This is a genomic window from Nocardioides sp. Leaf374, from assembly GCF_916862475.1.
GTDB lineage: Bacteria > Actinomycetota > Actinomycetes > Propionibacteriales > Nocardioidaceae > Nocardioides > Nocardioides kribbensis.
In genome coordinates this window covers 1-26,787 of sequence record NZ_CAKASO010000036.1, presented here as the reverse complement: position 1 = coordinate 26,787, position 26,787 = coordinate 1, and the positions used below count along the sequence as shown (strand labels likewise).

At 75.5% G+C, this 26,787-nt stretch carries 21 protein-coding genes; 11 read left to right on the top strand and 10 right to left on the bottom strand.

Annotation, left to right across the window (positions count from 1 at the left end; all coding sequences use genetic code 11):
* Positions 1 to 38: 38 nt before the first annotated feature.
* The 4 genes from nhaA to LPA27_RS14945 all read right to left on the bottom strand — a co-directional run bounded on the left by nhaA (position 39) and on the right by LPA27_RS14945 (position 5,747).
* A complete protein-coding gene (gene nhaA, locus LPA27_RS14960) occupies positions 39 to 1,385 on the bottom strand; it encodes a Na+/H+ antiporter NhaA (RefSeq protein ID WP_056903216.1) in 1,347 nt (448 codons plus the stop codon).
* Between the two features lie 205 nt (positions 1,386 to 1,590).
* Positions 1,591 to 3,570 (bottom strand): acetate--CoA ligase, encoded by a 1,980-nt coding sequence (gene acs / locus LPA27_RS14955; RefSeq protein ID WP_056903217.1) that lies wholly within the window; start codon positions 3,568 to 3,570, stop codon positions 1,591 to 1,593.
* Between the two features lie 142 nt (positions 3,571 to 3,712).
* Positions 3,713 to 5,347 (bottom strand): cation acetate symporter, encoded by a 1,635-nt coding sequence (locus tag LPA27_RS14950; protein WP_056863178.1) that lies wholly within the window; start codon positions 5,345 to 5,347, stop codon positions 3,713 to 3,715.
* 1 nt (position 5,348) lies between these two features.
* Complete coding sequence (locus LPA27_RS14945; RefSeq protein WP_056863179.1) at positions 5,349 to 5,747, bottom strand: DUF485 domain-containing protein; 399 nt, start codon at positions 5,745 to 5,747, stop codon at positions 5,349 to 5,351.
* A 345-nt stretch (positions 5,748 to 6,092) separates the two neighbouring features.
* Between LPA27_RS14945 and LPA27_RS14940 the strand changes: the two genes are divergently transcribed.
* The 8 genes from LPA27_RS14940 to LPA27_RS14905 all read left to right on the top strand — a co-directional run bounded on the left by LPA27_RS14940 (position 6,093) and on the right by LPA27_RS14905 (position 17,331).
* Positions 6,093 to 7,658: an MFS transporter gene (locus LPA27_RS14940; protein WP_228942942.1), complete on the top strand. Its 1,566-nt coding sequence runs from the start codon at positions 6,093 to 6,095 to the stop codon at positions 7,656 to 7,658.
* 1 nt (position 7,659) lies between these two features.
* Entirely contained in the window at positions 7,660 to 9,834 is a 2,175-nt protein-coding gene (locus tag LPA27_RS14935) for a molybdopterin oxidoreductase family protein (RefSeq protein ID WP_267477218.1), read from the top strand.
* Positions 9,831 to 11,303: an FAD-dependent oxidoreductase gene (locus LPA27_RS14930; protein ID WP_228942941.1), complete on the top strand. Its 1,473-nt coding sequence runs from the start codon at positions 9,831 to 9,833 to the stop codon at positions 11,301 to 11,303. The genes LPA27_RS14935 and LPA27_RS14930 overlap by 4 nt, the downstream gene beginning before the upstream one ends.
* Positions 11,300 to 13,912, top strand: a complete 2,613-nt coding sequence (gene nirB, locus LPA27_RS14925; RefSeq protein ID WP_228942940.1) for a nitrite reductase large subunit NirB — start codon at positions 11,300 to 11,302, stop codon at positions 13,910 to 13,912. The genes LPA27_RS14930 and nirB overlap by 4 nt, the downstream gene beginning before the upstream one ends.
* A complete protein-coding gene (nirD, locus tag LPA27_RS14920) occupies positions 13,909 to 14,259 on the top strand; it encodes a nitrite reductase small subunit NirD (protein WP_056903220.1) in 351 nt (116 codons plus the stop codon). The genes nirB and nirD overlap by 4 nt, the downstream gene beginning before the upstream one ends.
* A complete protein-coding gene (locus LPA27_RS14915) occupies positions 14,256 to 15,413 on the top strand; it encodes a uroporphyrinogen-III synthase (RefSeq protein WP_228942939.1) in 1,158 nt (385 codons plus the stop codon). Before nirD ends, LPA27_RS14915 begins: the two co-directional genes overlap by 4 nt.
* A gap of 91 nt (positions 15,414 to 15,504) precedes the next feature.
* On the top strand, positions 15,505 to 15,822 hold the full coding sequence (locus LPA27_RS14910) for a hypothetical protein (protein WP_228942938.1): 318 nt from the start codon (positions 15,505 to 15,507) through the stop codon (positions 15,820 to 15,822).
* 786 nt (positions 15,823 to 16,608) lie between these two features.
* On the top strand, positions 16,609 to 17,331 hold the full coding sequence (locus LPA27_RS14905; protein ID WP_228942937.1) for a sirohydrochlorin chelatase: 723 nt from the start codon (positions 16,609 to 16,611) through the stop codon (positions 17,329 to 17,331).
* A gap of 10 nt (positions 17,332 to 17,341) precedes the next feature.
* Here the strand turns inward: LPA27_RS14905 and LPA27_RS14900 are convergent, their stop codons facing one another.
* From LPA27_RS14900 to LPA27_RS14880, 5 genes are read right to left on the bottom strand one after another with little or no spacing between them, the layout of a single operon-like run.
* Complete coding sequence (locus tag LPA27_RS14900; RefSeq protein ID WP_228942936.1) at positions 17,342 to 18,898, bottom strand: cation acetate symporter; 1,557 nt, start codon at positions 18,896 to 18,898, stop codon at positions 17,342 to 17,344.
* Positions 18,895 to 19,314, bottom strand: a complete 420-nt coding sequence (locus tag LPA27_RS14895) for a DUF485 domain-containing protein (protein WP_228942935.1) — start codon at positions 19,312 to 19,314, stop codon at positions 18,895 to 18,897. The genes LPA27_RS14900 and LPA27_RS14895 overlap by 4 nt, the downstream gene beginning before the upstream one ends.
* On the bottom strand, positions 19,311 to 20,087 hold the full coding sequence (locus tag LPA27_RS14890; RefSeq protein ID WP_228942934.1) for a LytR/AlgR family response regulator transcription factor: 777 nt from the start codon (positions 20,085 to 20,087) through the stop codon (positions 19,311 to 19,313). Before LPA27_RS14890 ends, LPA27_RS14895 begins: the two co-directional genes overlap by 4 nt.
* Complete coding sequence (locus LPA27_RS14885) at positions 20,084 to 21,208, bottom strand: sensor histidine kinase (protein WP_056903223.1); 1,125 nt, start codon at positions 21,206 to 21,208, stop codon at positions 20,084 to 20,086. Before LPA27_RS14885 ends, LPA27_RS14890 begins: the two co-directional genes overlap by 4 nt.
* The gene (locus tag LPA27_RS14880; protein ID WP_228942933.1) at positions 21,205 to 22,245 is read right to left on the bottom strand and encodes a class I SAM-dependent methyltransferase; all 1,041 of its coding nucleotides are present in this window, start codon (positions 22,243 to 22,245) and stop codon (positions 21,205 to 21,207) included. The genes LPA27_RS14885 and LPA27_RS14880 overlap by 4 nt, the downstream gene beginning before the upstream one ends.
* Before the next feature lie 93 nt (positions 22,246 to 22,338).
* Here LPA27_RS14880 and LPA27_RS14875 point away from each other — a divergent pair, with 93 nt between their 5' ends.
* Positions 22,339 to 23,067: a hypothetical protein gene (locus LPA27_RS14875; RefSeq protein ID WP_056863550.1), complete on the top strand. Its 729-nt coding sequence runs from the start codon at positions 22,339 to 22,341 to the stop codon at positions 23,065 to 23,067.
* A 348-nt stretch (positions 23,068 to 23,415) separates the two neighbouring features.
* Here the strand turns inward: LPA27_RS14875 and LPA27_RS14870 are convergent, their stop codons facing one another.
* Positions 23,416 to 24,204, bottom strand: a complete 789-nt coding sequence (locus LPA27_RS14870; RefSeq protein WP_228942932.1) for an HAD family hydrolase — start codon at positions 24,202 to 24,204, stop codon at positions 23,416 to 23,418.
* Positions 24,205 to 24,352: 148 nt separating this feature from the next.
* Between LPA27_RS14870 and ssd the strand changes: the two genes are divergently transcribed.
* The gene (gene ssd, locus LPA27_RS14865; protein ID WP_228942931.1) at positions 24,353 to 25,438 is read left to right on the top strand and encodes a septum site-determining protein Ssd; all 1,086 of its coding nucleotides are present in this window, start codon (positions 24,353 to 24,355) and stop codon (positions 25,436 to 25,438) included.
* Entirely contained in the window at positions 25,435 to 26,691 is a 1,257-nt protein-coding gene (locus LPA27_RS14860; RefSeq protein WP_228942930.1) for a TadA family conjugal transfer-associated ATPase, read from the top strand. The genes ssd and LPA27_RS14860 overlap by 4 nt, the downstream gene beginning before the upstream one ends.
* Positions 26,692 to 26,787: the final 96 nt, after the last annotated feature.

The window sequence follows — 26,787 nt, the reverse complement described above, 5'->3', positions numbered from 1 at the left end:
GGCCTCACCACCGTGGGGGTGAGGCCGAGGGGGAGGGCTCAGCGCGTGCCGGGCTCGCCGCGCTGGAAGACGTCGGGGATGCCGTCGAGGTCGCGGTCCTCGGCCTCCTCCTCGCACAGGCGCCGGTAGACGCGGTTGCGCCCGCGCAGGACGACGGTGGCCAGCAGCGCGGCGATCACCGAGCCGACCAGCACGCCGACCTTGACGTGGTCGTCGCGCTCGGATCCCTGGCCGAAGGCGAGCTCGCCGATGAGCAGCGAGACCGTGAAGCCGATCCCCGCGAGCATCGACATGCCGAGCACGTCGACCCAGGTGAGGTCGTCGTCGAGGTCGGCGCGGGTGAAGGTCGACAGCAGCCAGGTCGAGCCGACGATGCCGACGGTCTTGCCCACCACCAGGCCGGTGACGATGCCGAGGGCGACCGGGTCGCCGAGGGAGTCCACCAGCCCGCTGAGCCCCCCGACGGTCACGCCCGCGGCGAAGAAGGCGAAGACCGGCACGGCGACACCGGCGCTGATGGGGCGCACGAGGTGCTCGAGGTGCTCGGCCAGGCCCGGGCCCTCCTGGCCGTCGCGGCGCAGCACCGGCACGGTGAAGCCGAGCAGCACGCCGGCGACCGTGGCGTGCACGCCCGACTCGTGCACCAGGGCCCAGGCGACGACGGCGAGGGGGATGAGCAACCAGCCCTTCCACACCCGCTTCTGCACCAGCAGGGCGAAGGCCGCGATCGGCACGAGGGCGAGCGCGAGGAAGGTCAGGTCGAGCTCGCTGGTGTAGAAGATCGCGATGATGGTGATGGCCAGCAGGTCGTCGACCACGGCGAGGGTCAGCAGGAAGGTGCGCAGGCCCGAGGGCAGGTGGGTGCTGATGACGGCCAGGATCGCCACGGCGAAGGCGATGTCGGTGGCGGTGGGGATGGCCCAGCCGCGCAGGTCGCCGTCACCGCCGAGGTTCCACAGCACGAAGACCAGGGCCGGCACGGCCATGCCGCCGACGGCCGCCGCGACCGGGAGGGCCGCGCGGCGCGGGTCGCGCAGGTCGCCGGCGACGAACTCGCGCTTGAGCTCGAGGCCGGCCACGAAGAAGAAGATCGCCAGCAGCCCGTCGGCCGCCCAGGTGCCGAGGGAGAGGTCGAGGTGCAGCGCCGAGGGGCCGACGGTGTAGTCGCGGATCGACTCGTAGACCGAGGCCCACGGGGTGTTGGCCCACACGATGGCGACCACGGCGCCCGCGATGAGCAGCATGCCGCCGGTGGTCTCGGCGCGCAGGATCTCCGCGACGCGGGAGTGCTCGAGGAAGGAGCCGCGGGCGAAGAGGCGCTGGCGACCCGGAGCCGGGTCGGGTGTCGGACCGGGCGGGGGAGTGGGCTGCTGGGCGTCGGGCACGGGGCTCCTCAGGGGTCGGCGGGGCGAGCGCCGACCAGACTTCCCGGCTCACCTGGGCCCCAGGCTACCGGCGGCACGGCCCCGCCCGGACCACCCGTCCGGGGCCGGACACGCACCGGCCGCCGTCGCCCGGGGGCGGCGGCGGCCGGTGCGTCGTACGACGGGGTCGCTCGGGTGGGGCCGTGTCGGGCCTGGTCGGGCGGGGTCAGTCGTCGGCCTTGCCCGACTGCAGGCCCGAGGAGATGAGGTCCATCACCGAGCTGTCGGCCAGGGTGGTGACGTCGCCGACCTGGCGGTTCTCGGCGACGTCCTTGAGCAGGCGCCGCATGATCTTGCCCGAGCGGGTCTTGGGCAGCTCGGGCACCACCATGATCTGGCGCGGCTTGGCGATCGCGCCGATCTCCTTGGCGACGTGCTTGCGCAGCTCCTCGACGATGTCCTCGCCGCCGTCGCCGGCGGAGTCGCGCAGGATGACGAAGGCGCACACCGCCTGCCCGGTCGTCTCGTCGGCGGCACCGACCACGGCGGCCTCGGCGACCTTGGGGTGCGAGACCAGCGCCGACTCGATCTCGGTGGTGGAGAGGCGGTGGCCGGAGACGTTCATGACGTCGTCGACGCGGCCCAGCAGCCAGATGGCGCCGTCCTCGTCCTTCTTGGCGCCGTCGCCCGCGAAGTAGTAGCCCTGCTTGCGGAAGCGGCTCCAGTAGGTCTCGACGTAGCGGTCGTCGTCGCCCCACAGGGTGCGCAGCATCGAGGGCCAGGGGCCCTTGACCACGAGGTAGCCGCCGGAGCCGTTGGGCACCGACTCGCCGGCCTCGTCGACGACGTCGGCCTCGATGCCGGGCAGCGGTGTCATCGCGGAGCCGGGCTTGCCGGCGGTCACGCCGGGCAGCGGCGAGATCATGATCGCGCCGGTCTCGGTCTGCCACCAGGTGTCGACGATGGGGCAGCGCTCGCCGCCGATGACCTCGCGGTACCACATGTAGGCCTCGGGGTTGATCGACTCACCGACCGAGCCGAGCAGGCGCAGCGAGGAGAGGTCGAAGCCGTCGGGGATCTCGCGGCCCTGCTTCATGAAGGTCCGGATCGCGGTGGGGGCGGTGTAGAAGATCGTCACCTTGTAGTCCTGCACGATCTGCCACCAGCGGCCCTTGAAGGGCGCGTCGGGGGTGCCCTCGTACATCACCTGGGTCGCGCCGTTGGCGAGCGGTCCGTAGACGATGTAGGAGTGCCCGGTGACCCAGCCGATGTCGGCGGTGCACCAGTAGACGTCGGTGTCGCGCTTGAGGTCGAAGACCGCGTCGTGGGTGAAGGAGGTGCCCACGAGGTAGCCGCCGGTGGTGTGCAGGATGCCCTTGGGCTTGCCGGTCGTGCCGGAGGTGTACATGACGTAGAGCGGGTGCTCGGCGTCGAAGAACTCGCAGGCGTGCTCGGTCGAGGCGCCGGCGACGGCGTCGTGCCACCACACGTCGACGGCGTCGTCCCACGCCACGTCCTGGCCGGTGCGGCGCACGACGAGCACGTGCTCGACCTCGAAGTCCTGCTCGGCGGCCTTGGCGCGGGCCTCGTCGACGGCCGGCTTGAGGGCCGAGGGCGCGCCGCGGCGGAAGCCGCCGTCGGAGGTGACGACGACCTTGGCGCCGCAGTCGACCAGGCGCGAGGCCAGGGCGTCGGAGGAGAAGCCGCCGAAGACCACGGTGTGGGGAGCGCCGAGGCGGGCGCAGGCCAGCATGGCCACGACGGCCTCGGGGATCATCGGCATGTAGATGGCGACGCGGTCGCCGCTGCCGACGCCGAGTGCGGTCAGGGCGTTGGCGGCCTGGTTGACCTCGTCCTGGAGCTGGGCGTAGGTGAGGTCGCGGGTGTCGTCCTCGGGCTCGCCGACCCAGTGCAGCGCGACGGTGTCGCCGCGGCCGGCCTCGACGTGGCGGTCGACGCAGTTGTAGGCGGCGTTGAGGCGACCGCCGACGAACCACTTCGCGAAGGGCGGGTTGCTCCAGTCGAGCACCTGGTCCCACTCGCGCTCCCAGGAGAGGCGGCCGGCCTGCTCGGCCCAGAACGCCTCGGGGTCGGCCGCGGCGCGCTCGTAGGCCTCGGCCCCCACGTTCGCCGCGGCGGCCAGCTCGGCCGGGGGCTCGAAGGAGCGGTCCTCACGGGACAGGTTGGACAGGGTCTCTTCGCTCACGGTTTCCTCCGGGTCGACGGGGTGGCGCTGGCCACACTAGGACGCGGGTCCCAGGGTGGCGAGGGCCGGTTGCCCCGCGGTTGCCCGCGGGTCGTGCCGCCCCGCCGGGCGCCTCGCGGCGCCCGGCGGAGCGGTGGTGCGGTCAGTGCGAGATCGCCTTCTCCGAGCCAGCGCCGGTGAGGGCGCGCACCTCGAGCTCGGTGTAGCGCTCCTCCGCGGTGGGCTCCTTGGAGGTGATGGTGCCGATGTAGCCGAGCAGGAAGCCGAGCGGGATGGAGACGATGCCCGGGTTCTCCAGGGGGAACCACGAGATGTCGATGCTGGTCGGCAGCAGCGACAGGTTCTTGCCCGTCGGGTCGAGCCCCTTGCCGGAGACGACCGGGGAGAAGACCACCAGACCGACGGCCGAGATCAGGCCGCCGTAGATGCTCCAGAGCGCGCCGCGGGTGTTGAAGCGCTTCCAGAACATGTTGTAGATGATCGTCGGCAGGTTGGCCGACGCCGCGACGGCGAAGGCCAGGGCCACCAGGAACGCGATGTTGAGGCTCTGGGCGGGGATGGCCAGCAGGATCGACACCAGGCCGATGCCGGCGGCGGCCCAGCGGGTCACCTTGATCTCCTGGTCCTCGCTGGCGGTGCCCTTCTTGATCACGCTGTTGTAGATGTCGTGGGCCACCGACGCCGACGAGGTCAGCGTCAGGCCGGCCACGACGGCCAGGATGGTGGCGAAGGCGACGGCCGCGATGATGGCCAGCAGCACCGCACCGCCCGTGGAGCCGGCTCCGCCGCCGACGGCCTCGGCCAGCAGCGGGGCGGCCAGGTTGCCCGAGGCGTCCAGCTCACCGGACTCGCGCAGGCCAGGGATGTCGAGCAGGGCGGCGGCACCGAAGCCGAGCACGAGGGTGAAGAGGTAGAACACCCCGATGAGGCCGATGGCCCACAGCACCGACTTCCGCGCGTCGCGCGAGGTCGGCACGGTGTAGAAGCGGATGAGGATGTGGGGCAGGCCGGCCGTGCCGAGCACGAGCGCGATGCCGAGGCTGATGAAGTCGATCTTGCTGGTCGCGGTGGCGCCGTACTTCAGGCCGGGCTCGAGGAAGGCCGAGCCGGCACCGGAGTTGCTGGCGGCCGTGCCGAGCAGCTCGGAGAGGTTGAAGTCGAACTTCGCGAGCACGAGCACCACGATCAGCGCCGAGCCGGTCATGAGCAGCACGGCCTTGACGATCTGCACCCAGGTCGTGCCCTTCATGCCGCCGACGGTGACGTAGAAGATCATGAGCGCGCCGACGCCGAGGATGACGATGTTCTTGACCGCCTGGTCGTCGACGCCCAGCAGCAGCGCCACCAGGGCGCCTGCGCCGACCATCTGGGCCAGCAGGTAGAAGATCGACACGACCACGGTCGAGGTCGCCGCGGCCATGCGCACCGGGCGCTGGCGCATGCGGAAGGCCAGCTGGTCGGCCATCGTGTAGCGCCCCGAGTTGCGCAGCATCTCGGCCACGAGCAGCAGCGCGACCAGCCAGGCCACGAGGAAGCCGATGGAGTAGAGGAAGCCGTCGTAGCCCGAGAGCGCGATGGCCCCGGAGATGCCGAGGAAGGACGCCGCCGACATGTAGTCGCCGCCGATGGCCAGGCCGTTCTGCACCGGGGAGAACGAGCGGCCGCCGGCGTAGAAGTCGGCCGTGCCGGAGGTCTGCCGGCTGGCCCAGAAGGTGATCCCGATCGTCAGCGCGACGACGCTGAGGAACAGGATCGTGGTGAGCACCTGGTGGTCCATGTCAGTGCCTCTTCCCGTCGGTGCCGGCCACGGTCGCGTCGTACTCGTCGTTGAGGGAGCGCGCCAGCGGGTCGAGGCGGCTCTCGGAGAAGCGGGCGTAGGCGAAGGCCAGCCCGAAGGTGGTGGCGAACTGCAGCAGGCCGAAGACCAGCGCGACGTTGATGTTGCCGACCAGCTTGGTGTTCATGAAGCCGCCGGCGTAGTTCGACATCAGGATGTAGAGCAGGTACCACGCCAGGAAGGCCACCGTGGCGGGGATGACGAAGCCCCGGTAGGCCTTGCGCAGCGCGGCGAAGTCGGGTGAGTCGTGCAGCCGGTCGTAGACCGGGTCGTGCCGGGAGGCCTGGGTGGCGGCCTGCGGCTGCTCCCCGGCTCCGGGCTGGCTCTCGTGGGTGCCCACGGCGGTGTCCCCTCTCGTGCGGATGCGGCCGCGCCGGCCGCAGGTGTGATCGCGGTCACCGTAGGAGTGACGGCGCTCACCCCGGCAGGGCCGACGCCCGGGTCGTCGGCGAGCGGCGCCTCGGCGTCGGTGAGCGGTCGGTCGGGCGCGGTGAGCGGCCGGGTGGGGGGTGGCGGTGCGGCGTGGCGGGGTCGGGCGGTGGGGCGGGCGGTGGGGCGGGCGGTGAGGTCGTGAGGGTGTGAGGACGTGAGGAGAAGTTGACCTCGACGGTCACCCGGGGTCGACAGGAGCGAAACCTCGCGCGCCGAGGGTGGAGCCACCGACGAGCCCCTCAGGAGCACCGCCATGACCATGACCAGCCACTCGCGCAGCAACCCGGGCAGCGACCCGGGCAGCGACCCGGGCAGCGACCCGAGCAGCGACACCGCCACCGGGCCGGCGCCCGCGCGCCGCACCGGACGCTGGATCGAGGACTGGCGCCCCGAGGAGGAGGCGTTCTGGGAGGAGACCGGTCGTCCCGTGGCCCGGCGCAACCTGCTGTGGTCGATCTTCGCCGAGCACCTCGGCTTCTCGGTGTGGCTGATCTGGAGCGTCAGCTCGGCCTTCCTGGTGGCCCAGGGCTTCTCCTTCACCCCGCAGCAGCTCTTCGTGCTGGTGGCGCTGCCCAACCTCGTCGGCTCGCTGCTGCGCCTGCCCTACACCTTCGCGGTGCCGAGGTTCGGCGGGCGCAACTGGACGATGGTGAGCGCGGCGCTGCTGCTGGTGCCGACGCTGCTCTTCGCCTGGGCGGTGCAGGACCCGGGCACGCCCTACTGGGCCTTCTGCCTCATCGCCGCGACCGCCGGTCTCGGGGGCGGCAACTTCGCCAGCTCGATGGCCAACATCAACTTCTTCTACCCCGCGGCCAAGAAGGGCGCGGCGCTCGGCCTCAACGCCGCCGGCGGCAACCTCGGCGTCTCGCTGATCCAGCTCTTCCTGCCCGTGATCGTCGGCGGCGCCGGCATCTTCGGCCTGGTCAAGGCCAGCGAGGGCGGCATCCACCTCGAGCGCGCCGCCTGGGTCTACGCCGGGCTCGCCGTGGTGGCGACGTTCGCGGCCTGGCGCTGGATGGACAACCTGGCCACCGCGACCTCCCGCCCGCGCGAGCAGATGCAGGTCGTGCGCAAGCCGCACACGTGGATCATGGCCTTCCTCTACATCGGCACCTTCGGCTCCTTCATCGGCTACTCCGCCGCCATGCCGCTGCTCATCAAGCTCAACTTCTGGGTGCCGGAGCCGACCCCGCTCGGCACGGGCATCTACTTCGCCTACTTCGCCTTCCTCGGCGCCCTGGTGGGCTCCGCGACCCGCCCGCTCGGCGGGTGGCTGGCCGACCGCTTCGGCGGCGCCCGGGTCACCCTGGCCGCCTTCGGCGCCTTGATCGTCTCCACCCTGGCGGTGCTGTGGACCCTCACGCGGCTGACCCCCAACTCGACCGCCGACCCGGCGATCGCCACCGACAACCAGTCGTGGTTCCCCTTCTTCCTCGGCTTCTTCCTCTGCGTCTTCGCCGCCACCGGCATCGGCAACGGCTCGACCTACAAGATGATCCCCGCCATCTGGCGCACCGAGGCCGAGCGCACCAGCGAGGCCGGCACCCCCGCCCGCAGCGCCGCGCTGCTGCTGGCCACCAAGCAGGCCTCGGCCGCCATCGGCGTCATCGGCGCGGTGGGCGCGATCGGCGGCTTCCTCATCCCGATCGCCTTCAGCTCGCCGTGGGTCGAGGACCCGCTCTCGGCCACGAAGGGCGCCTTCGTCGCCTTCACCGCCTTCTACGCCGTGTGCGCCCTGGTCACCTGGGCGGTCTACCTGCGCCGGCCCTCTGCGGCCGCCGCCGCGAGGCCCGGCACCATGGCGGGCGCGGGCATCTGACGTGAGCACCACTCCCGCCGGCCCGGCCACGGGCACCCGCACCCACTGCCCCTACTGCTCCCTGCAGTGCGGCATGACCCTGGAGCGCTCCGGTCGCGCCCTGCAGGTGCAGCCGTGGGCCGACTTCCCGGTCAACGAGGGCGCGCTGTGCCGCAAGGGCTGGACCGCGACCGGGCTGCGCGGCCACCGCGAGCGGCTGACCAGCCCGCTCGTGCGCGACGGGGCCAGCGGCGAGCTGCGCACCGCGTCGTGGGACGAGGCGCTCGACCTGGTCGCGACCCGGATGCGGGCGCTCCAGGCCGAGAGCGGGCCCGACGCGGTCGCGGTCTTCGGCGGCGGCGGGCTCACCAACGAGAAGGCCTACCAGCTGGGCAAGCTGGCCCGGGTGGCGCTCGGCACCAGCCAGATCGACTACAACGGCCGCTGGTGCATGAGCTCCGCGGCCTCCGCGGCCAACCAGGCCCTCGGCCTCGACCGCGGGCTGCCCTTCCCGCTGGCCGACCTCGAGCGCACCGACCTGGTCGTGCTCGTGGGCTCCAACCTCGCCGAGACCATGCCGCCGGCCGCCCGCCACCTCGACCGGCTGCGCGAGCGCGGCGGTCGCGTCGTCGTGCTCGACCCGCGCCGCACGGCCACCGCGGGTCGCGCCGACCTCGTGCTCCAGCCGCTGCCGGGCACCGACCTGGCCGTCGCGCTGGGCCTGCTGCACCTGCTCGACGGCGCCGGCGCGGTCGACGAGGAGTACGTCGCGACCCGCACCACCGGCTTCGAGGACGTCCGCCGCTCGGTCGCCGGCTGGTGGCCCGAGCGCGTCGAGCGGGTCTCCGGCGTCGCCGCCGAGGACCTGCGCCAGCTGGCCGGGCTGCTCGCCGACGCCGAGCGGGCCGTCGTGCTCACCGCCCGGGGCGCCGAGCAGCACGCCCAGGGCACCGACACCGTGCTGGCCTGGATCAACGTCGCCCTCGCCCTCGGGCTGCCCGGGCGCGACGCCTCGGGCTGGGGCTGCCTCACCGGCCAGGGCAACGGCCAGGGCGGGCGCGAGCACGGCCAGAAGGCCGACCAGCTGCCCGGCTACCGGATGATCGACGACCCCGCGGCCCGCGCCCACGTCGCCGGCGTCTGGGGCGTGGCGCCCGAGACCCTGCCCGGGCCGGGGCGCTCGGCGTACGAGCTGCTGGAGGCGCTGGGCACCGAGGGCGGCCCGCGGGCGCTGCTGGTCACCGGCAGCAACCCGGTCGTCTCGGCGCCGAACGCCGACCACGTGACCGAGCGCCTCGACGCCCTCGACCTGCTGGTGGTGGTCGACCTCGTGCTCTCGGAGACCGCGGCCCGCGCCGACGTCGTGCTGCCCGTGGCCCAGTGGGCCGAGGAGACCGGCACCATGACCAACCTCGAGGGCCGGGTCGTGCTGCGCCAGCGCGCGGTGGCCCCGCCCGCCGGGGTGCGCGACGAGCTGGAGCTGCTCGCCGACCTCGCGGCCCGCCTGGGCTCCCCGGTGCCCTTCGGCACCGACGCCGCCGAGGTCTTCGCCGAGCTCGGCCGCGCCTCGGCCGGCGGTCGCGCCGACTACTCCGGGATCACCCACGAGCGGGTCCGCGCCGAGCACGGCGTCTTCTGGCCCTGCCCCGCCGTGCCCGAGGGTCGTGCGCCCCACCCGGGCACGCCGCGCCTGTTCGCCGAGCGCTTCGCCACCCCCGACGGCCGCGCGCGCTGCCGCGTGGTGGAGCACCGCGGCCCCGTCGAGCAGCCCGACGCCGCCTTCCCGCTGCACCTGACGACCGGGCGGGTGCTCGCGCAGTACCAGTCCGGCGCCCAGACCCGCCGGATCCGCGACCTGCCCGACACCGGGCCCTTCGTCGAGCTGCACCCCCTGCTGGCCGCCCGGATCGGCGCCGCCGACGGCGAGCCGGTCGTGGTCAGCACCCGCCGCGGGTCGCTGCGCGCGCCGGCGCGCGTGGTCGACTCCATCCGCCCCGACACCGTCTTCGTGCCCTTCCACTGGGTCGGCGCCAACCGGCTCACCCACGACGCGCTCGACCCCTCCAGCCGGATGCCGGAGTTCAAGGCGTGCGCCGCGGCGGTGGGGCTCGCCGCGTCACCGGACCCCACGCCGGACCTCTCGTCCGCCCGGGCGCCCGTGCGGGAGCAGGTCGCCGCCGCGGGGGTGCCCGCATGAGCGCCCGCGTCGTGGTGGTCGGGTCGGGCATGGCCGCGACCCGGCTGGTCGAGGAGCTGCTCGCCCGCGACACCGGCGCGCGGATCACCGTGCTCGGCGACGAGCCCCACGCGCCCTACAACCGGATCCTGCTCTCCGCGCTGCTCGAGGGCACCCACCGCGCCGACGCGCTCACCCTGCGCGGCCTGGAGTGGTACGCCGACCGGGGCGTCGACCTCCGCACGGGCGCGCGGGTGCTCGAGGTCGACCGCGACGCCCGCGAGGTCGGCCTCGTCGACGGCACCCGCCTCGGCTACGACCGGCTGGTGCTGGCCACGGGCAGCATCCCCACGCTGCCGCCGGTGCGCGGGCTGGTCGGCATGGACGGACGCCTCGACGAGCGCGTGCACGCCTTCCGCAGCCTCGACGACGCCCTGCGGCTGAGTCGCGCCGCGGCGTCGGCGCGGCGCGCGGTCGTGGTCGGCGGCGGGCTGCTCGGCCTCCAGGTGGCCCGGGCCCTGGGCGTGCGCGGCCTCGACGTCGAGGTGGTCGAGGGCGGTGACCACCTGCTGCGCAGCCAGGTCGGCGCACCGGCGGGCGCGATCCTGGCCCGCGACCTGCGCCGCCTCGGCACGGCGGTCTACACCGGCACCCGCGCCGTGCGGCTGACCCCCGCGGGGCTCGTGCTCGACCACGGCTACACCCTCGGCACCGACCTCGTCGTGCTCACCGCCGGCGGCCGTCCCTCGGTCGCGCTGGCCCGGGCGGCCGGCCTCGCGGTGCGACGCGGGGTGGTCGTCGACGCCGGGCTGCGGACCAGCGACCCCCGCGTGCACGCGATCGGCGACTGCGCCCAGCGCGGCGGGCGCACGACCGGCTTCGTCGCCCCCGCCTGGGAGCAGGCCGGCGTGCTGGCCGAGGTGCTGGCCCACGACCTGGCCCACGAGCCGGCCGGTGACGTAGCCGGGGGAGCCGACCCCCGCCCGGGCCGCACGCTCCCGGCGTACGAGGGGTCGCGGACGGTGGCGCGGCTGCGCGCGACCGACCTCGACGTCGCGGTGCTCGGCGAGCCCGAGACCGCCGAGGGCGAGGTCGTGGAGCTGACCAACCCCGTGGCGGGCTCGCACCGCCGCCTCGTCGTGCGCGACGGGGTGCTCGTGGCCGCGACCCTCGTCGGCGACCTGAGCCGGATCGGCCTGCTCACGCAGTACTACGACCGCGGCACGGTGCTCTCGCCGGGCGAGCCCGGCGCGCTGCTGCGCGGCGACCGCCCCGGCACGGGCGCCCTCGCCGGCGCGGCCTCCCTGCCCGACGACGCCGAGGTGTGCGCGTGCGCCGGCGTCAGCGCCGGGCGCGTGCGCGCCTGCGGGTCCCTCGAGCAGGTCCGCGACACCACCCGCGCCACCACCGGCTGCGGCGGCTGCGCGTCCGCCGTGCGACAGCTCCTCGCCACCCGACCCAGCACCACCCTGGAAGGAACCCGAGCATGATGGCTCACCACCGCAAGACCCTCGTGGTCGTCGGCCACGGCATGGTCGGCCACCGCTTCGTGCAGGCCGCCGTCGAGCGGGGCCTCACCGAGACCCACGACGTGGTCGTGGTGGGGGAGGAGCTGCGCGCCGCCTACGACCGCGTCGCGCTGACCTCCTTCTTCGAGCGCGGCGCCGAGGAGCTCTCGCTGCTCCCGACCGGGGAGTACGACGACCCCCGGGTGCGGCTGCTGCTCGGCACCACCGTCGAGTCGGTCGACACCGGCGCCCGCACGCTCGTGCTCGGCGGTGCCGCCGCGGGCGAGGAGCTGGCCTACGACGAGCTGGTGCTCGCCACCGGGGCCGCCCCCTTCGTGCCGCCGATCCCCGGCACCGACCTCGACGGCGTCTTCGTCTACCGCACCATCGAGGACCTCGAGGCGATCCGCGACGCGGCCGCCACCGCCCGCGTGGGCGCGGTCGTCGGCGGCGGGCTGCTCGGGCTGGAGGCGGCCAACGCCCTGGCGCAGCTGGGCCTGGAGACCCACGTGGTGGAGATGGCGCCGCGGCTCATGGCCGTGCAGGTCGACGACGCCGGTGGCGCGGTGCTGACCCGCCACGTCGAGGGCCTGGGGCTGGGCGTGCACACCGGCGCGATGACCACCGAGGTGCTCGGCCAGGACGGCCGCGTGGTCGGCCTCGGGCTGCGCGACCGCGAGCCGCTGCCGGCCGACGTCGTGGTCTTCTCGGCCGGGATCCGCCCGCGCGACGCCCTGGCCCGCGCGGCCGGTCTCGACGTCGCCGAGCGCGGCGGCGTGCTGGTCGACGAGCGGTGCCGCACCTCCGACCCCCACGTGTGGGCGGTGGGGGAGTGCGCGGCCCCGGCGGGACGGATGTACGGCCTGGTCGCGCCGGGCTACGCGATGGCCGAGGTCGTCGTCGACGCCCTGCTGGGCGGCCCGGGCGCCTTCACCGGCGCCGACATGTCGACCAAGCTCAAGCTGATGGGCGTCGACGTGGCCTCCTTCGGCGACGCCTTCGCGACCACCGAGGGCGCCCTCGAGCTGGTCTACGCCGACGCCGTGGCCGGGGTCTACAAGAAGCTCGTCGTCTCCGAGGACGGCCGGCGCCTGCTCGGCGGCGTGCTCGTGGGCGACGCCAGCGCCTACGGCGTGCTGCGCCCGATGGTGGCCACCGCCACCAACCCGGGCATCGCGCTGCCCGACAACCCCGAGGACCTGATCCTGCCCAGCGGCCGCGGCGGCGCCGAGATCGGGCTGCCGCCCGAGGCGCAGGTCTGCTCCTGCAACGACGTCACCCGCGCGCAGATCGAGGAGGCGATCGGCGAGGGCGGCTCGTGCGACAGCCCGTCGTGCGTCACCGCCTGCACCCGCGCCGGCGCGACCTGCGGGTCGTGCAAGCCGCTGGTCAAGAAGGTCGTGGAGGACTTCTTCGCAGCCCGGGGCCGCAGCGTCGACCGCAGCCTGTGCGAGCACTTCCCGCTCTCGCGCCAGGAGCTCTTCGAGGTGATCGCCGTGCGCGGGCACACCCGCTTCGACGACGTCGTCGCCGCCCACGGCACGGGCCGCGGCTGCGACGTCTGCAAGCCCACGGTGGCCTCGATCCTGGCCAGCCTGCTCGGCGACCACGTGCTCGGCGCGGAGCGCCGCACGCTGCAGGACACCAACGACGCCTACCTCGCCAACATCCAGCGCAACGGCACCTACTCGGTCGTGCCCCGCATCCCCGGTGGCGAGATCACCCCGGAGAAGCTCATCGTGATCGGGGAGGTCGCCCGCGACTTCGGGCTCTACACCAAGATCACCGGGGGCCAGCGCATCGACCTCTTCGGCGCGCGCATGGAGCAGCTGCCGGCGATCTGGACCCGCCTGGTCGACGCCGGCTTCGAGTCCGGGCACGCCTACGGCAAGTCGCTGCGGACCGTGAAGTCCTGCGTGGGCTCGACCTGGTGCCGCTACGGCGTGCAGGACTCCACGACGCTGGCCATCATGCTTGAGGAGCGCTACCGGGGCCTGCGCTCCCCGCACAAGCTCAAGGGCGGGGTGAGCGGCTGCGCCCGCGAGTGCGCCGAGGCCCGGTCGAAGGACTTCGGCGTCATCGCCACCGAGAAGGGGTGGAACCTCTACGTCGCCGGCAACGGCGGCGCCACCCCCGTGCACGCCCGGCTGCTCGCGGGCGACCTCGACACCGAGACGCTGGTGCGCTACCTCGACCGCTTCCTCATGTACTACATCCGCACCGCCGACCGGCTCCAGCGCACCGCCCCCTGGGTCGACGCCCTCGACGGCGGCCTCGACCGGGTGCGCGAGGTCGTCGTCGACGACGTGCTCGGGCTCGGCAGCGAGCTCGAGGCGGCGATGGCCACCCACGTCGAGGGCTATTCCGACGAGTGGCGCGCCACCCTTGAGGACCCCGACAAGCTGGCCCGCTTCGTCTCCTTCGTCAACGCCCCCGACACCCCCGACCCCCACATCACCTTCCGCAGCGAGCGCGACCAGGTCGCCCCGGCCGACAGCGAGGGCCCGGTGCTGCTCGGCGCGAGCATCCCCGTGGGTCCGGGCGGACCGGGCGGCCCGGGCAGCCCCGAGACGGTCGGGGCCGGCCGGTGAGCGCGCCGGAGGCGACCTGGACGGCGGTCTGCCGCCTGGACCAGATCGAGGTCGAGGGCGGCGTGGCGGCGCTGGTCGGGGGCGCGGCGGTCGCGGTCTTCCGCACCCACGACGACACGGTGCACGCGCTGGGCAACTACGATCCCCTCGGGCGGGCCTCCGTGCTCGCCCGCGGCATCGTCGGCACGCGGGGGGAGGTCCCGTGCGTCGCGTCGCCGTTGCACAAGCAGGCCTACGACCTGCGCACCGGGCAGTGCCTCGACGACGCGGCCGTCCGGGTCCCGACGTACGACGTCAGGGTCGACCGCGGCGTGGTGCTGGTCGGCCCGCAGAGGGAGGGTCCGTGACACCCGAGCTGCCCGAGCCGCCCGAGCCAGCCGAGCCGCCCGATGCGGCCGCGGCGCTGGCCGGCTACCGGATCGGCGTGACCGCCGCCCGCAAGGTCGACGAGCAGGTCGCGCTGCTGGAGCGTCGCGGCGCCCGCGTGGAGTGGGCCCCGGCGCTCTCGCTAGAGCCCAACCAGGTCGACGACGCCGAGCTGCGGGCCCAGACCGCCGAGGTGCTCTCCCGCCCCGTCGACGTCTTCCTGGCCACCACCGGCATCGGCATGAAGGCGTGGTTCGAGGCCGCGGAGGGCTGGGGCCTGCTCGACGAGCTGCTCGCCGCCCTGGGGTCCTCCGAGATCCTCGCCCGCGGCCCCAAGAGCGTGGGCGCGCTGCGGCGCCGCGGGCTGCGCGAGCTGTGGGCCCCGGAGTCGGAGTGCTTCGAGGACGTGCTCGAGCACCTGCGCGGGCGCGACCTCGCCGGGCGCCGCATCGTGGTGCAGGAGCACGGCCAGTCGCTGTCGATGGTCGCCCACGCGCTGCGTCGCCAGGGCGCCGACGTCACCACCGTGACCGTCTACCGCGTGCTGGCCGCCGACGACCCCGGCCCGATGTTCAAGATGGTCGACCTCATCGCCGACCGCGCCCTCGACGCGGTCACCTTCACCTCCGCGCCCGCCGTGGCCGCGCTCATGGAGGCCGCGGGCGTCGTGGGCCGGCGCGACGAGGTCGTCACCGCCTTTCAGGCCGACGTCGTGGCCTCCTGCGTCGGCCCGGTCACCTCCGCCGCCTTCGAGATGTGGGGCGTGCCGACGCTCTTCCCCGAGCGCTCGCGGCTGGTCGCGATGGTCAAGCAGCTCGAGACCGAGCTGCCCTCGCGCTCCTCGGGCCTGGCCGTCGACCTGGTGGGCGGGCGCCAGCTGCTGCTGCACGGCGACGGCGTGCTCCTCGACGGGGTCGAGGTCAGGCTCTCGCCGGCGCCGACCGCGGTGCTGCAGGCCCTGGTCGCCAACCCCGGCAACGTCGTCTCGCGCCAGGCGCTGCTGGCCATGCTGCCCAGCGGCACCGCCGGCTCCGAGCACGCCGTGGAGATGGCCGTGGCCCGGTTGCGCGCCGGCATCGGCACCAAGGCTGTGCAGACCGTGGTCAAGCGCGGCTACCGGCTGGCCGTGGGCTGACTGCGAGGCCTCCTCTCGCCGCCTGAAGGTGCTGGGCAGCGGCGGTCATGGTGCCGGCCAGACGCGACACGTCGATCGCCGCGACGAGGCCGTGATCGAGCTGGACCGCCCCGGACGCGCCACGCGTCGTCGTGGCGCCGAGCCCGACCTGCTCGACGGGCCGGGACGCGCGGGAGGCGCTGTCAGGGGACGCGGGCTCTCCGGGGTCCCCGGCCCGGTGGCCGGCCCGGCGATGGGCGCGGTGACCGGCGCGGTGACCGGCCTGGGGACCGACCTGCTGGCCGGCCCGCCGACCAGCCCGTGGGTCGGCCCGGTGGTCGGCGTCGGTGAGTGGCGGGAGACGACACCTGCGGCGGTCCTCGACCGGTCGTTCGCCGCCACGTCTCGGCCGGGCTGGCCGGGGACGTGACGCATCCCCGCGTGACGGGTCGGCAGGGCTCGCGGTGATCGATCGTGCGGTCGCGCGCAGTCGGTGGTGGACGGGGCGCGCCAGGAAGTGGCGGGAGACGACACCTGCGGCGGTGCTCGACCGGTCGTTCGCCGCCACTTCTCGGGCGGGCCGGCCGGGGACGTGACGCATCCCCGCGTGACGGGTCTGCAGGGCTTGCGGTGACCGACCGTGCGGAAGTGGCGGGAGACGACAGCTGGGGCGGTCGTCGACCGGTCGTTCGCCGCCACTTCTCCGCCGGGCCGGCCAGCGACGCGAGGTGGCCCCGCGTGGCGGGTCGGCAGGGCTCGCGGTGATGGATCGTGCGGGCACGCGCAGCCGGTGGTGGACGGGGCGCACCAGGAAGTGGCGGGAGACGACAGCTGCAGCGGTCCTCGACCGGTCGTTCGCCGCCACTCCTCGGCCGGGCCGGCCAGCGACGCGGGGCGGCCCCGCGTGGCGGGTCGGCAGGGCTCGCGGTGATCGATCGTGCGGGCACGCGCAGCAGGTGGTGGACCGGGCGCACCAGGAAGTGGCGGGAGACGACACCTGCAGCGGTCCTCGACCGGTCGTGTGCCGCCACTTCTCGGGCGGGCGGCCAGCGACGCGGGGCGGGCCCGCGTGGCGGGTCGGCAGGGCTCGCGGTGATCGACCGTCCGGGGCCGGGTGCGCCCGAGACCCCCACCGACTGCTCGCACACCGACGGGCCACGACTCGACGAGCCACAGGAGCGTCCCGGCTGCGGGGGCGGGTGGCACCATGAGCGGCATGGACGCCCGCCTCGTGACCGTCGCCCACGGCACCCGCAAGGGCGGCGGCAACGAGATCGCCCGCCTGCTGACCGACGCCGCCGGCGAGGAGCTCGGCCTCGAGGCCGTCTGCTCCTACGTCGAGCTGTGCGAGCCGCTCTTCGAGGACGTCGTGGCGGCCTCGGCCACCCCGACGCTGGTCGTGCCGCTGCTGCTGTCGACCGGCTTCCACCTGCGCCAGGACCTGCCCCGCATGGCCCGCGCCGCCGGCGGTCCGCTGGTGCTCGGTCGCCCCTTCGGCCCGCACCGGCTGGTCGCGGCCGCGCAGCTGGAGCGGCTGCGGGAGGCGGGCGCGCGGCCGGAGGAGCGGCAGGTCGGGCGGCTCGTGCTCGTCGCCGCGGGCTCCTCGGACCCGCTGGCCACCCGCGACCTGACCCGGGCCGCCGAGCTGCTCGGCGAGGCCTGGGCCGAGGCGGCCGGCGCGGCCGGGGCGACCTCGCCCGTGGAGGTCGAGGTCGCCACTCTCACCGCGCTGGGCCGTCGCCCGGCCGAGGTCGTGCGGCCCGGCGACGTGGTGTCGCCGTACCTGCTCTCACCGGGGTTCTTCGCCGACCGGGCCGCCCGGGAGTGCCGCGAGGCCGGAGCCGCGCTGGTCGCCGACGTCATCGGGCCCCACCCGCGGCTCGTCGAGCTGGTGGCCCGGCGCGCCCGCGCCCTGGCCCGCATCGAGCAGCCCGCCTAGCCCGACCCCCTCAGCCCCGGGGGTACGCCGACTCCTCGGGCGTGTGCAGCCGCACGAGGAAGGCGCCGGCGTGGGCGGGGCGCGAGGCCCGGGTGAGCAGGCTGGTGCCGACCATGGCGCCCACCGCCAGCGGCACCGACCAAGCGGCCGGCTGCTCGAGCAGCACCGCCCGCCAGCCGGGGTCGACGTCGACGAGCAGCGTCACCAGCGCGGCGGTGCCGGAGCCGAGGCCGCCGACGACCAGGCCGGCGACGGCGCCCGCGGCGGTGAGGCCGGGCCACCAGATGCCGAGCACGAGCAGCGGGCAGAAGGTCGAGGCGGCCACCGCGAAGGCCAGGCCCACGGTGGAGGCGACGCCGACCTCGGGGCCGAGCAGGGCCACGGCGCAGGGCACGGTGACCGCGACGACGGCCGCCACCCGGAAGGCGGTGACCCCGTCGAGGCGGCGCCCGCCCCAGGCCCGTCCGGTGACGTCCTGGCTGAGCACGCCGGCCACCGCGATCGACAGCCCCGACGAGGTGGACAGGAAGGCCGCGAAGGCCCCCGCCACCACCAGGCCGGTCAGCACGTCGCCGCCGAGGCCCGGCAGCACGATCCGCGGCAGCTCGAGCACCAGCGCGTCGGAGCGGCCCGCGGCGGCCAGCGCCGGGGCGTAGGCCCGGCCCAGGGCGCCGTACACCGGCGGGACGAGGTAGAAGGCGCTGAGCAGCACGAGCACGACCAGCGTCGTGCGGCGCGCGGCGCGGCCGTCGGGGTTGGTGTAGAAGCGCACCACCACGTGGGGCAGGCCCATCGTGCCGAGGAAGGTGGCGACGATGAGGGAGTAGGTGACGTAGAGGCCCTGCCCGCCGCCCTCGGCCAGCGGCTGCGACCACGACACGAGGTCGGGGAAGGCCGGGCCGGCTGCGGCGTCCGGCCCGGCGGCACCGCCGGAGGAGCCGCCCGTGGGCCGACCGTCGCCGAGCCACACCACGACGAGCACCGCCGCGGGCACGAGCAGGGCGGTGAGCTTGAGCCAGTACTGGAAGGCCTGCACGAAGGTGATCGAGCGCATGCCGCCCGAGGAGACGTTGACCAGCACGACCGCGCCGACGATGACCGGGCCGACCCAGCCCGGGGCGCCGACCGCGGAGGTCAGCGTGAGCCCGGCGCCCTGGAACTGCGGCAGCAGGTAGAGCCAGCCGATCACGACCACCAGCAGCGAGCAGGTCGAGCGCACCCGCCGCGAGCCGAGCCGGGCCTCGGCGAAGTCGGGCAGCGTGTAGGCCCCCGATCGGCGCAGGGGGGCGGCGACGAGCACGAGCAGCACCAGGTAGCCCGCGGTCCAGCCGACGGGGTACCAGAGCATGTCGGCGCCGAAGGTCAGCAGCAGCCCGGCCACGCCCAGGAAGGAGGCGGCCGAGAGGTACTCCCCGCCGATGGCCGAGGCGTTGAGCCCCGGGCGCACCGTGCGCGAGGCCACGAAGAAGTCGCTGGTCGTGCGGGAGAAGCGCAGCCCCCAGGTGCCGATGGCCAGGGTCGCCACCGTCACCAGGACGATCGCGACGATGCCGGGTGCGGCGTTCACCGCGGGCCCCCCTCGGGCCCGTCCCGGGCCGGGTCGGGCGGCGCGGTCCCGCGCACGAGGTCGCCGTAGGCCACCTCGTTGCGCTCGGCGCGGCGCACGTAGAGCCAGGCGAGCCCCACGAGGAACGGGTAGGCCGCCACGCCGAGCAGCAGCCACGGCAGCGGCACGCCCAGCCAGCTGCGGTGGCCCAGCGAGGGCGCCAGGTGGAAGAGCAGCGGCAGCGACCCGAGCACCCCGACGAGCACCAGCAGGGTGCGCGCGGCCAGCCACAGCTGCTCGCGCAGCAGCGAGCGGAGGTACAGCCCGGCCAGCCGCTCGTCGGGCCCGGGGTCGCGGCGGGCGCGCTCCGCCCCGCCCGTCGTACGCCGCCGCGGCGGCCCGGTGACCCGCACCCGCGGCGGGCGGGCCTCGCTCACGAGCCGGCCCGTCGCAGCAGCAGGTCGCGCAGCTCGCGGGTGTGGCGCCGGCTGACCACCAGCTCGGGCCCCTCGGTGCCACCGTCGGCGGGGCCGACCCGCACGGTGCAGCGGCCGGCCTCGGTGCGGACCTCGGCCACGTGGGCCAGCGCCACCAGCAGCGAGCGGTGGATGCGCACGAAGCCGGCCTCGGCCCACTCCTCCTCCAGCGTCGACAGCGGGGTCCGCACGAGGTGGGAGCCGCCCGCGGTGGTGTGCAGGCGTGCGTAGTCGCCCTGGGCCTCGACGTGGGTGATCTCGGAGCGGGCCACGAAGCGGGTGACCCCGCCCAGCTCGACCGGCACCTGCAGGTCGGCGACGGTCCCGGTGCGGTCGGCGCCGTCCACGACGCGGCGCACGGCCTCGGCGAGTCGCTCGGCGCGCACGGGCTTGAGCACGTAGTCGACCGCGCGCAGGTCGAAGGCGTCGACGGCGTGGGCCTCGTGGGCGGTGACGAAGACGACCGGCGGCGGGGTGCGGAAGCGGCCGAGCACCTGCGCGAGCTCCAGGCCGGTGAGGCCGGGCATCTGGATGTCGAGGAAGACCGCGTCGACCTCGGTCTCCTGCAGCACCTTCAGCCCGGCGGTGGCGGAGTCGCGGGTCAGCACCTCCCCGACGCGGGGGTCGCGCTCGAGGAGGTAGCGCAGCTCGTCGAGCGCGGGCCGCTCGTCGTCGACCACCAGCACCCGCGCCAGCACCGGGGCGGTGCCCTGGCCCGTCACCTGGCCGGTCACCGGACGTGCACCCCGGGGGCGAACTTCGGCACCCGCACGGTGACCTTGGTGCCGGCGCCGGCGGCGGTCTCGACGACCAGGCCGTGGTCGTCGCCGTAGACCGCGCGCAGCCGGCCGTCGACGTTGCCCAGGCCCACCGAGTCGAGGCTGCCGTCGCCGGCCAGGGCCCGCCGCACCCGGGCGGGGTCCTCGCCGACGCCGTCGTCCTCCACCTCGATGACGCACTCCTGGCCGCGGTCGAGGGCCACGATGCTGATGTGACCGCCGCCCTCGCGGCCCTCGAGGCCGTGACGCACGGCGTTCTCGACCAGCGGCTGGATGCACAGGAACGGCACGGCCACCGGCAGCACCTCGGGCGCGATGCGCAGGGTCACCCGCAGCCGGTCGCCGAAGCGGGCCTGCTCGAGCAGCAGGTAGCGCTCGACCGAGCGCAGCTCCTCGGCCAGCGTCGTGAACTCCCCGTGGCGGCGGAAGGAGTAGCGGGTGAAGTCGGCGAACTCCAGCAGCAGCTCGCGCGCCCGGTCGGGGTCGGTGCGCACGAAGCTGGCGATCGCACCGAGGGAGTTGTAGATGAAGTGGGGGCTGATCTGGGCCCGCAGCGCGCGCACCTCGGCCTCCATCAGCCGGGTGCGCGAGGCGTCGAGCTCGGCCAGCTCCAGCTGCCCCGAGACCCAGCGGGCGACCTCGTCGGTGGCCCGGGCCAGCCCGGCGGTGGGGTACGCCGTGAACGTCGCCAGCGTGCCGACCACCCGCTCCTCGACCAGCAGCGGGCTGACCACCGCGTTGCGCACCGGGCAGCCGGGCTGGTCGCAGGGCAGGTCGGAGCGCTCGAAGACCCGGGTGGCGCCCCGCTCGACGGTCTCGGCCACCAGGGCCGGCAGCTGGCCCTGGTGGTGGGCGCCGCTGCCCTCCCAGGCCAGGACCTCGGCGGGGACGGCGGAGTCGGTGAGCGCGAGGGCGGGCGCGCCGAGCAGGGCGTGCAGGTGGCGGATGCTGCGCTCGGCGCTGGCGCGGTGGAGACCCTCGCGCAGGGCGGGCCCGGCCAGCGACGCGGTGTGCAGGGTGCGGAAGGTCGTGCGGTCGGCGTCGGTGCCGAGGTGGCGCCGGCGTCGCAGTCTCACCGGAAGTCGAAGAGGAGCACGGTGTCCTCGTCGACCGTGACGGCCGAGTCGGGCGCCTTGGTCACGTCGGTCACGGCCGGGAAGCTCCCGGTGGTGACCACGAGGTGGCTCCCCGTGGCGTCGGGGGTGGCGTCGGGGGTGGTGTCAGGGGTGGCGTGGTGGGTGGCGTCGGGCTCGGTGGGCCCGCCGGCGGCGCCGTCGGGGCCGCCGGTGCCGCCGGTGCCGTGGTCGCCGGTCGGGGACGCGGTGTGGGCGGGCTCGTCGGCGACGACGACCCGGCGCTCGAGGACGCCGGCGCGGAAGCACTGCACGGCGTAGGGCAGCTGCATGCCGTCCATGCCGCGGCCGTAGTCGTCGTAGAAGGCGAGCACCTGCGCGCGCAGCTCCTCGCGCCCGGCGTCGTCGCGGGTGGCGACGTGGGAGCGGGAGAGGGCGAGGTCCTGCACCGTGCTGCGGTTGAGGGTCTGCCAGGAGCGGAAGGCGCGGTCCTCGACGAAGCCGAAGAGCGGGGAGTGCACGAGCGCCCGGTGGGACTCCCCGCGCTGCCCGCCGCCGAGCAGGCGGCCCAGCCGGCGCACCCACGGGATGCGCTCGTCGCGCTCGTTCCACACCAGGGCCAGGTGGCCGCCGGGGCGCAGCACCCGGGCGATCTCGGGCAGGGCGACGTCGGGGTCGAGCCAGTGGAAGGCCTGGGCGCACACCACGACGTCGACCGAGGCGTCGGGCAGGGGGAGGTCCTCGGCCGGGGCGACGGCGGTGCGCACGTCGGGCAGGCGCCGTCCCAGCACGGCGAGCATCTCCGGGTCGGGGTCGGTGGCCAGCACGTCGTGACCGAGCGCGACCAGCTGCTCGGTGAGCTTGCCGGTGCCGGCGCCGACCTCGAGCACGGTCACCGGGTCGCCGGCGCCCAGGTCGGTGAGCCACGCGGCGGCCTCGCGGGGGTAGCCGGGCCGGCCGCGGTCGTAGGCGTCGGCGACCGTGCCGAAGGCCCGGGCGGGCGTGCGGTCCGGGTGCGGGGCTGCGGGGTGGTCGGCCATCGCAGCGACGATATCCCCTGCCGGCCCCTGGTGGCCCCCGCCGCCGTCCCCTGTGGCGCGGGCGGGCACGCGCGGGCCGGTAGCCTCGCGCCCGTGACCGACGACCCGCTGGCCTGGCTGACCTCGCTCGAGGGCGTGCCCAGCGCGTTCGTCGCCGCCCGCGACGGCATCGACGTGATGCTGCGCGACCGCGGGCTGCGGCGTACGTCCCCGGAGACGACGGCGGAGTCGCTGCTGCGCGGCGCCCACGCCAGCGCGGTGCTGGAGGGCTCGGGCTCCTCGCTCGCCGAGGTGCGTGCGGGGGAGGGCGACGCGGTGGCCGCCGACGCGGTGCGGGTCTCCTCCGAGCTGCTCGCGCTCGTGCCCGCGCTGGGCCGCGCGCCGCTGCAGGCCCTGGCCCGGGTGCACGCGCTGGCCTCCGCCGGCTCGCTGCCCGAGGACGAGCGGGGCCGCCCGCGCGACGCCGCGGCCGCCGAGCGGCTGCGGGCGCTGGCGACGCTGCTCACCGCCGAGACCGCGGCCCCGGCGCTCGTCGTGGCCGCGGTGGTGCACGCCGACCTGGCGACCTCCGCGCCCTTCGCCTCCCACAACGGGGTCGTGGCGCGGGCGGCCGAGCGGCTGGTGCTGGTGGCGCGCGGGGTCGACGAGAAGTCGCTGGTCGTGCCCGAGGCCGGCCACCTCGCCCTGCGCGAGGCCTACGAGTCCAACCTGCGCGGCTACCGCGACGGCGGCGAGGCCGGCGTCCACTCCTGGCTGCTCTACGCCGCCGAGGCCTACGCCGCGGGCGCCGAGGCGAGCCCGCTGCGCCGTGAGGCGACCTGAGGCGACCTGAGGCGACCGGAGGCGACCTGAGGCGCAGCGTCGCGGGGCGCCCGGAGACGTGCCCGTCGGGGCCCGGACATGCAGGTGGCACCCGGGCCATCGATCGACCTGGGTGCCACCGCTGACACGCGAGCCGCCGGCTACCAGGCGTGCATCACTACTGCTGCTGCGGGAGTGTCCCGCTGGCATGCGCCCATAAGAAGGGTGGATCGCCGCGTGGGTACCCCGGACCGCGTGTACGTCTCTGTTGAGGTGTCCCGACCCCGTCCTACCGGGCCGGTGAGGCCTTCCCGCTCCTGCTGGCCTCGTGACTCCATGTGTACGCCGGTGTGACCTGGAGCACAAGACCTACCCGGCGGTAGGTCGCCGACGGCGTGCGCCGGCCCAGACCGCGCCGCCCACCGCGACGACGCCGGTGACGGCCAGCGCGGCGAGCGTCGAGCGACCGCCGGGCAGACGCGAGCGCAGGGCCACGGGCCGGGTGAAGACGAGCACGGGCCAGTCGCGGGCGACCGCGATGCGGCGCAGGTCCTTGTCGGGGTTGACGGCGTGCGGGTGGCCCACGGCCTCGAGCATCGCGGTGTCGGTGACCGAGTCGCTGTAGGCGTAGCTGGCCGCGAGGTCGTAGCCGCGCTCCGCGGCCAGCGCGCGGATGGCGGCGGCCTTCTCCTCGGCGTAGGCGTAGTAGGCGATCTCGCCGGTGTAGCGGCCGTCGACCTCCTCCAGCCGGGTCGCCACCACGAGGTCGGCGCCCAGCATGGCCCCGATCGGCTCGACCACCTCGCTGCCGGAGGTGGAGACGATGACGACGTCGCGCCCGGCGGCGTGGTGCTCCTCGATGAGGCCGACCGCCTCCTCGTAGACCAGCGGGTCGACGATGGTGTGGAGGGTCTCCGCGACGATCTCGCGCACCGTGGCGACGTCCCACCCCGCGACCAGCTGCGACATGAAGTGCCGCATCTTCTCCATCTGGTCGTGGTCGGCGCCGCCGGTCAGGTAGACGAACTGGCCGTAGGCCGAGCGCACGACGGCGCGCCGGGAGATCAGGCCCCCGGCCTGGAAGGGCTTGGTGAAGGCCATGGCGCTCGACTTGGCGATGATCGTCTTGTCGAGGTCGAAGAAGGCCGCTCCCGGCATGTCTCCAGCATAGGGACCCCGCGGGCGGCGCGCGGGCGAGTGCCACGGGTGACCACGAGTCGTCCCCAGGGCGGCCGGCGCGCGGCCCTGTCCACAGCGGTGGCCGCAGGCGCGGCGTACGGCGTGACGGCGGGTGAGGCTCGCCGGCATGGACGCACCCCTGCTGCTCACCCGCGACCCGCTGCTGCTCGACGAGGTCGCCCGGCTCGCGGCCGCGGCGGGCGCCCGGCCCCACGCGACCGACGACGTGGCCGGCGCCCTGCGGGCCTGGTCGACCGCCCCGGTCGTGCTGGTGGGCGTCGACCTCGCGCCGCATCTGGCCCGGCTCGGGCCCGACCGGCGGGGGCAGGTGCACGTGGTCGCCCTCGACGACGTCGGACCTGCCGGTCTGCGCACCGCCCTCGAGCTGGGGGCGGAGTCGGTGCTCCCGGTCGGTGCCGCCCCGGGGCGGCTCACCGAGGTGCTGACCGACCTGGGGGAGGGGCGGGCCTCGCCGGGGCGCACGATCGCGGTGGTCGGCGGATCCGGTGGGGCGGGCGCCACGACGGTGGCCTGCGCCCTGGGTCAGGTGGCGGCCGCGGCCGGCACGTCGCTCGTGGTCGACCTCGACCCGCTGGGTCCCGGCGCCGACCGGGTGCTGGGCCTCGAGCGGGCGGCCGGGGTCCGCTGGGGCTCCGTGGCCGAGACCACGGGCCGGCTGAGCTCGCGTGCGCTGCGCGAGGCGCTCCCGCGCCGCGCGGGCCTCGGGGTGCTCGGCTGGGCCGCCGGCCGGGCCGAGTCGCTCGATCCCGGCGCGGTGCGCGAGGTGGTCTCGGCGGCGCGCCGCGGGCACGACACGGTCGTCGTCGACCTGCCGCGCGTCCTCGACGCCACCACCGGCGAGGTCAGGGCCCGCAGCGACCTCGTCGTGGTGGTCGTGAGCGCCACCGTGCCCGGGGTCACCGCCGCGGCGCGGCTGTGCGACCGGTTGGCCGCGGAGGCCGGCGGTGGGGGTGCGCCGGGCGAGGCCGGCGGGGTCGCCCTGGTCGTGCGGGGCCGGGCCCTGACGGCGTCGGAGGTGACCCGCGCGACGGGCCTGCCCGTGCTCGCCGTGGTGCCCGAGGTGCGCCGGCTGCGTGAGTGGTGCGACCTGGGCCTGGGGCCGGTCCACGGGCGGCGCAGCCCGCTGTCCCGGCCGATGGGGGAGGTCCTCGGCGCGGTGCCCGCTCCGGTGCGGACGAGGGCCGCGGCATGACCGGCACGACCGGAGTGACCGGGCTCCGGGCCCCGCAGGTGGGCGCGCCACCGGCCGAGACGGTGGAGGCGGTGCGCGAGCGGCTGGCCGCCGAGCCCGGCGAGCTGACCCCGCACCGCGTGGCCCAGGCGCTGCGGGCCACGGGGCGCCCGGTCGGCGACGCCACGGTCCTCGCCGTGCACGACGCGCTGCGCCGCGACGTCGTCGGTGCCGGGCCGCTCGAGCCCCTGCTGCGCGTCCCGGGCGTCACCGACGTGCTGGTCAACGGCCCCGACCAGGTGTTCCTCGACCGCGGGGCCGGTCTCGAGCCCGCCGGGGTGCGCTTCCCCGACGACCAGGCCGTGCGACGCCTCGCCCAGCGCCTGGCCGCGCTGGCCGGTCGCCGCCTCGACGACGCCAGCCCCTGCGCCGACCTGCGGCTGCTCGACGGCACCCGCTTCCACGCCGTCCTCTCCCCGGTGGCCCGCCCCGGCACCACCATCTCCCTGCGCGTGCCCTCCCGTCGGGCCCTCGACCTCGACGCGCTGCGGGCCGCCGGTGCGGTCGGCCCCGACGCCGCGCACCTGCTGCGCGCCGTCGTGGCCTCGCGGCGGGCCTTCCTGGTCACCGGCGGCACCGGCTCGGGCAAGACCACGCTCCTGGCCGCCCTGCTGGCCCTCGTGGACCCCGCCGAGCGGCTGCTCGTGGTCGAGGACTCCTCCGAGCTGCGTCCCGACCACCCCCACGTCGTGGGTCTCGAGGCGCGCACCCCCAACATCGAGGGCGTCGGCGGCATCGAGGTGCGCGAGCTGGTCCGTCAGGCCCTGCGCATGCGCCCCGACCGGCTGGTGGTCGGCGAGGTCCGCGGCGCCGAGGTCGTCGACCTCCTGGCGGCGCTCAACACCGGCCACGAGGGCGGCTGCGGCACGCTGCACGCCAACTCCGCGACCGACGTGCCGGCGCGGGTCGAGGCGCTGGCCCTCGCGGCCGGGCTCGGCCGGGCGGCGGCCCACAGCCAGCTGGCCTCGGGCATCGACCTGGTCCTCCACCTGCGCCGCGGCGGCGACGGGGTGCGCCGGCTGGTCGAGGTGGCGGTGCCCGACCGCGGCGCCGACGGCATCGTGCGGATGCAGGTCGCGGCCCGGCTGGGGCCACCTGCGCCGCACGGCGACCGCGACCTGGTGGAGGGTCCTGCGGCCGACCGTCTCGCCGCCCTGCTCGCCGACCCCGACGCCGACCCCGGCGCGGGATCGGCGCCCGGGTCGCGGCCGTGACGAGCTCCGGCCCCGCCACCTGGGTGGCGCACGGTGCGCCGGCGGCCGCGGTGGCGTGCCTCGCCGCCGTGTCCGCCGCGCTCGCCGTCGCCCTCC

Coding starts and splice junctions, on each gene's coding strand:
- LPA27_RS14950 (WP_056863178.1), bottom strand. CDS start 5,347: ATGGACCACCAGGTGCTCACCACGATCCTGTTCCTCAGCGTCGTCGCG.
- LPA27_RS14940 (WP_228942942.1), top strand. CDS start 6,093: ATGACCATGACCAGCCACTCGCGCAGCAACCCGGGCAGCGACCCGGGC.
- LPA27_RS14930 (WP_228942941.1), top strand. CDS start 9,831: ATGAGCGCCCGCGTCGTGGTGGTCGGGTCGGGCATGGCCGCGACCCGG.
- nirB (WP_228942940.1), top strand. CDS start 11,300: ATGATGGCTCACCACCGCAAGACCCTCGTGGTCGTCGGCCACGGCATG.
- LPA27_RS14905 (WP_228942937.1), top strand. CDS start 16,609: ATGGACGCCCGCCTCGTGACCGTCGCCCACGGCACCCGCAAGGGCGGC.
- LPA27_RS14880 (WP_228942933.1), bottom strand. CDS start 22,245: ATGGCCGACCACCCCGCAGCCCCGCACCCGGACCGCACGCCCGCCCGG.
- LPA27_RS14870 (WP_228942932.1), bottom strand. CDS start 24,204: ATGCCGGGAGCGGCCTTCTTCGACCTCGACAAGACGATCATCGCCAAG.
- ssd (WP_228942931.1), top strand. CDS start 24,353: ATGGACGCACCCCTGCTGCTCACCCGCGACCCGCTGCTGCTCGACGAG.
- LPA27_RS14860 (WP_228942930.1), top strand. CDS start 25,435: ATGACCGGCACGACCGGAGTGACCGGGCTCCGGGCCCCGCAGGTGGGC.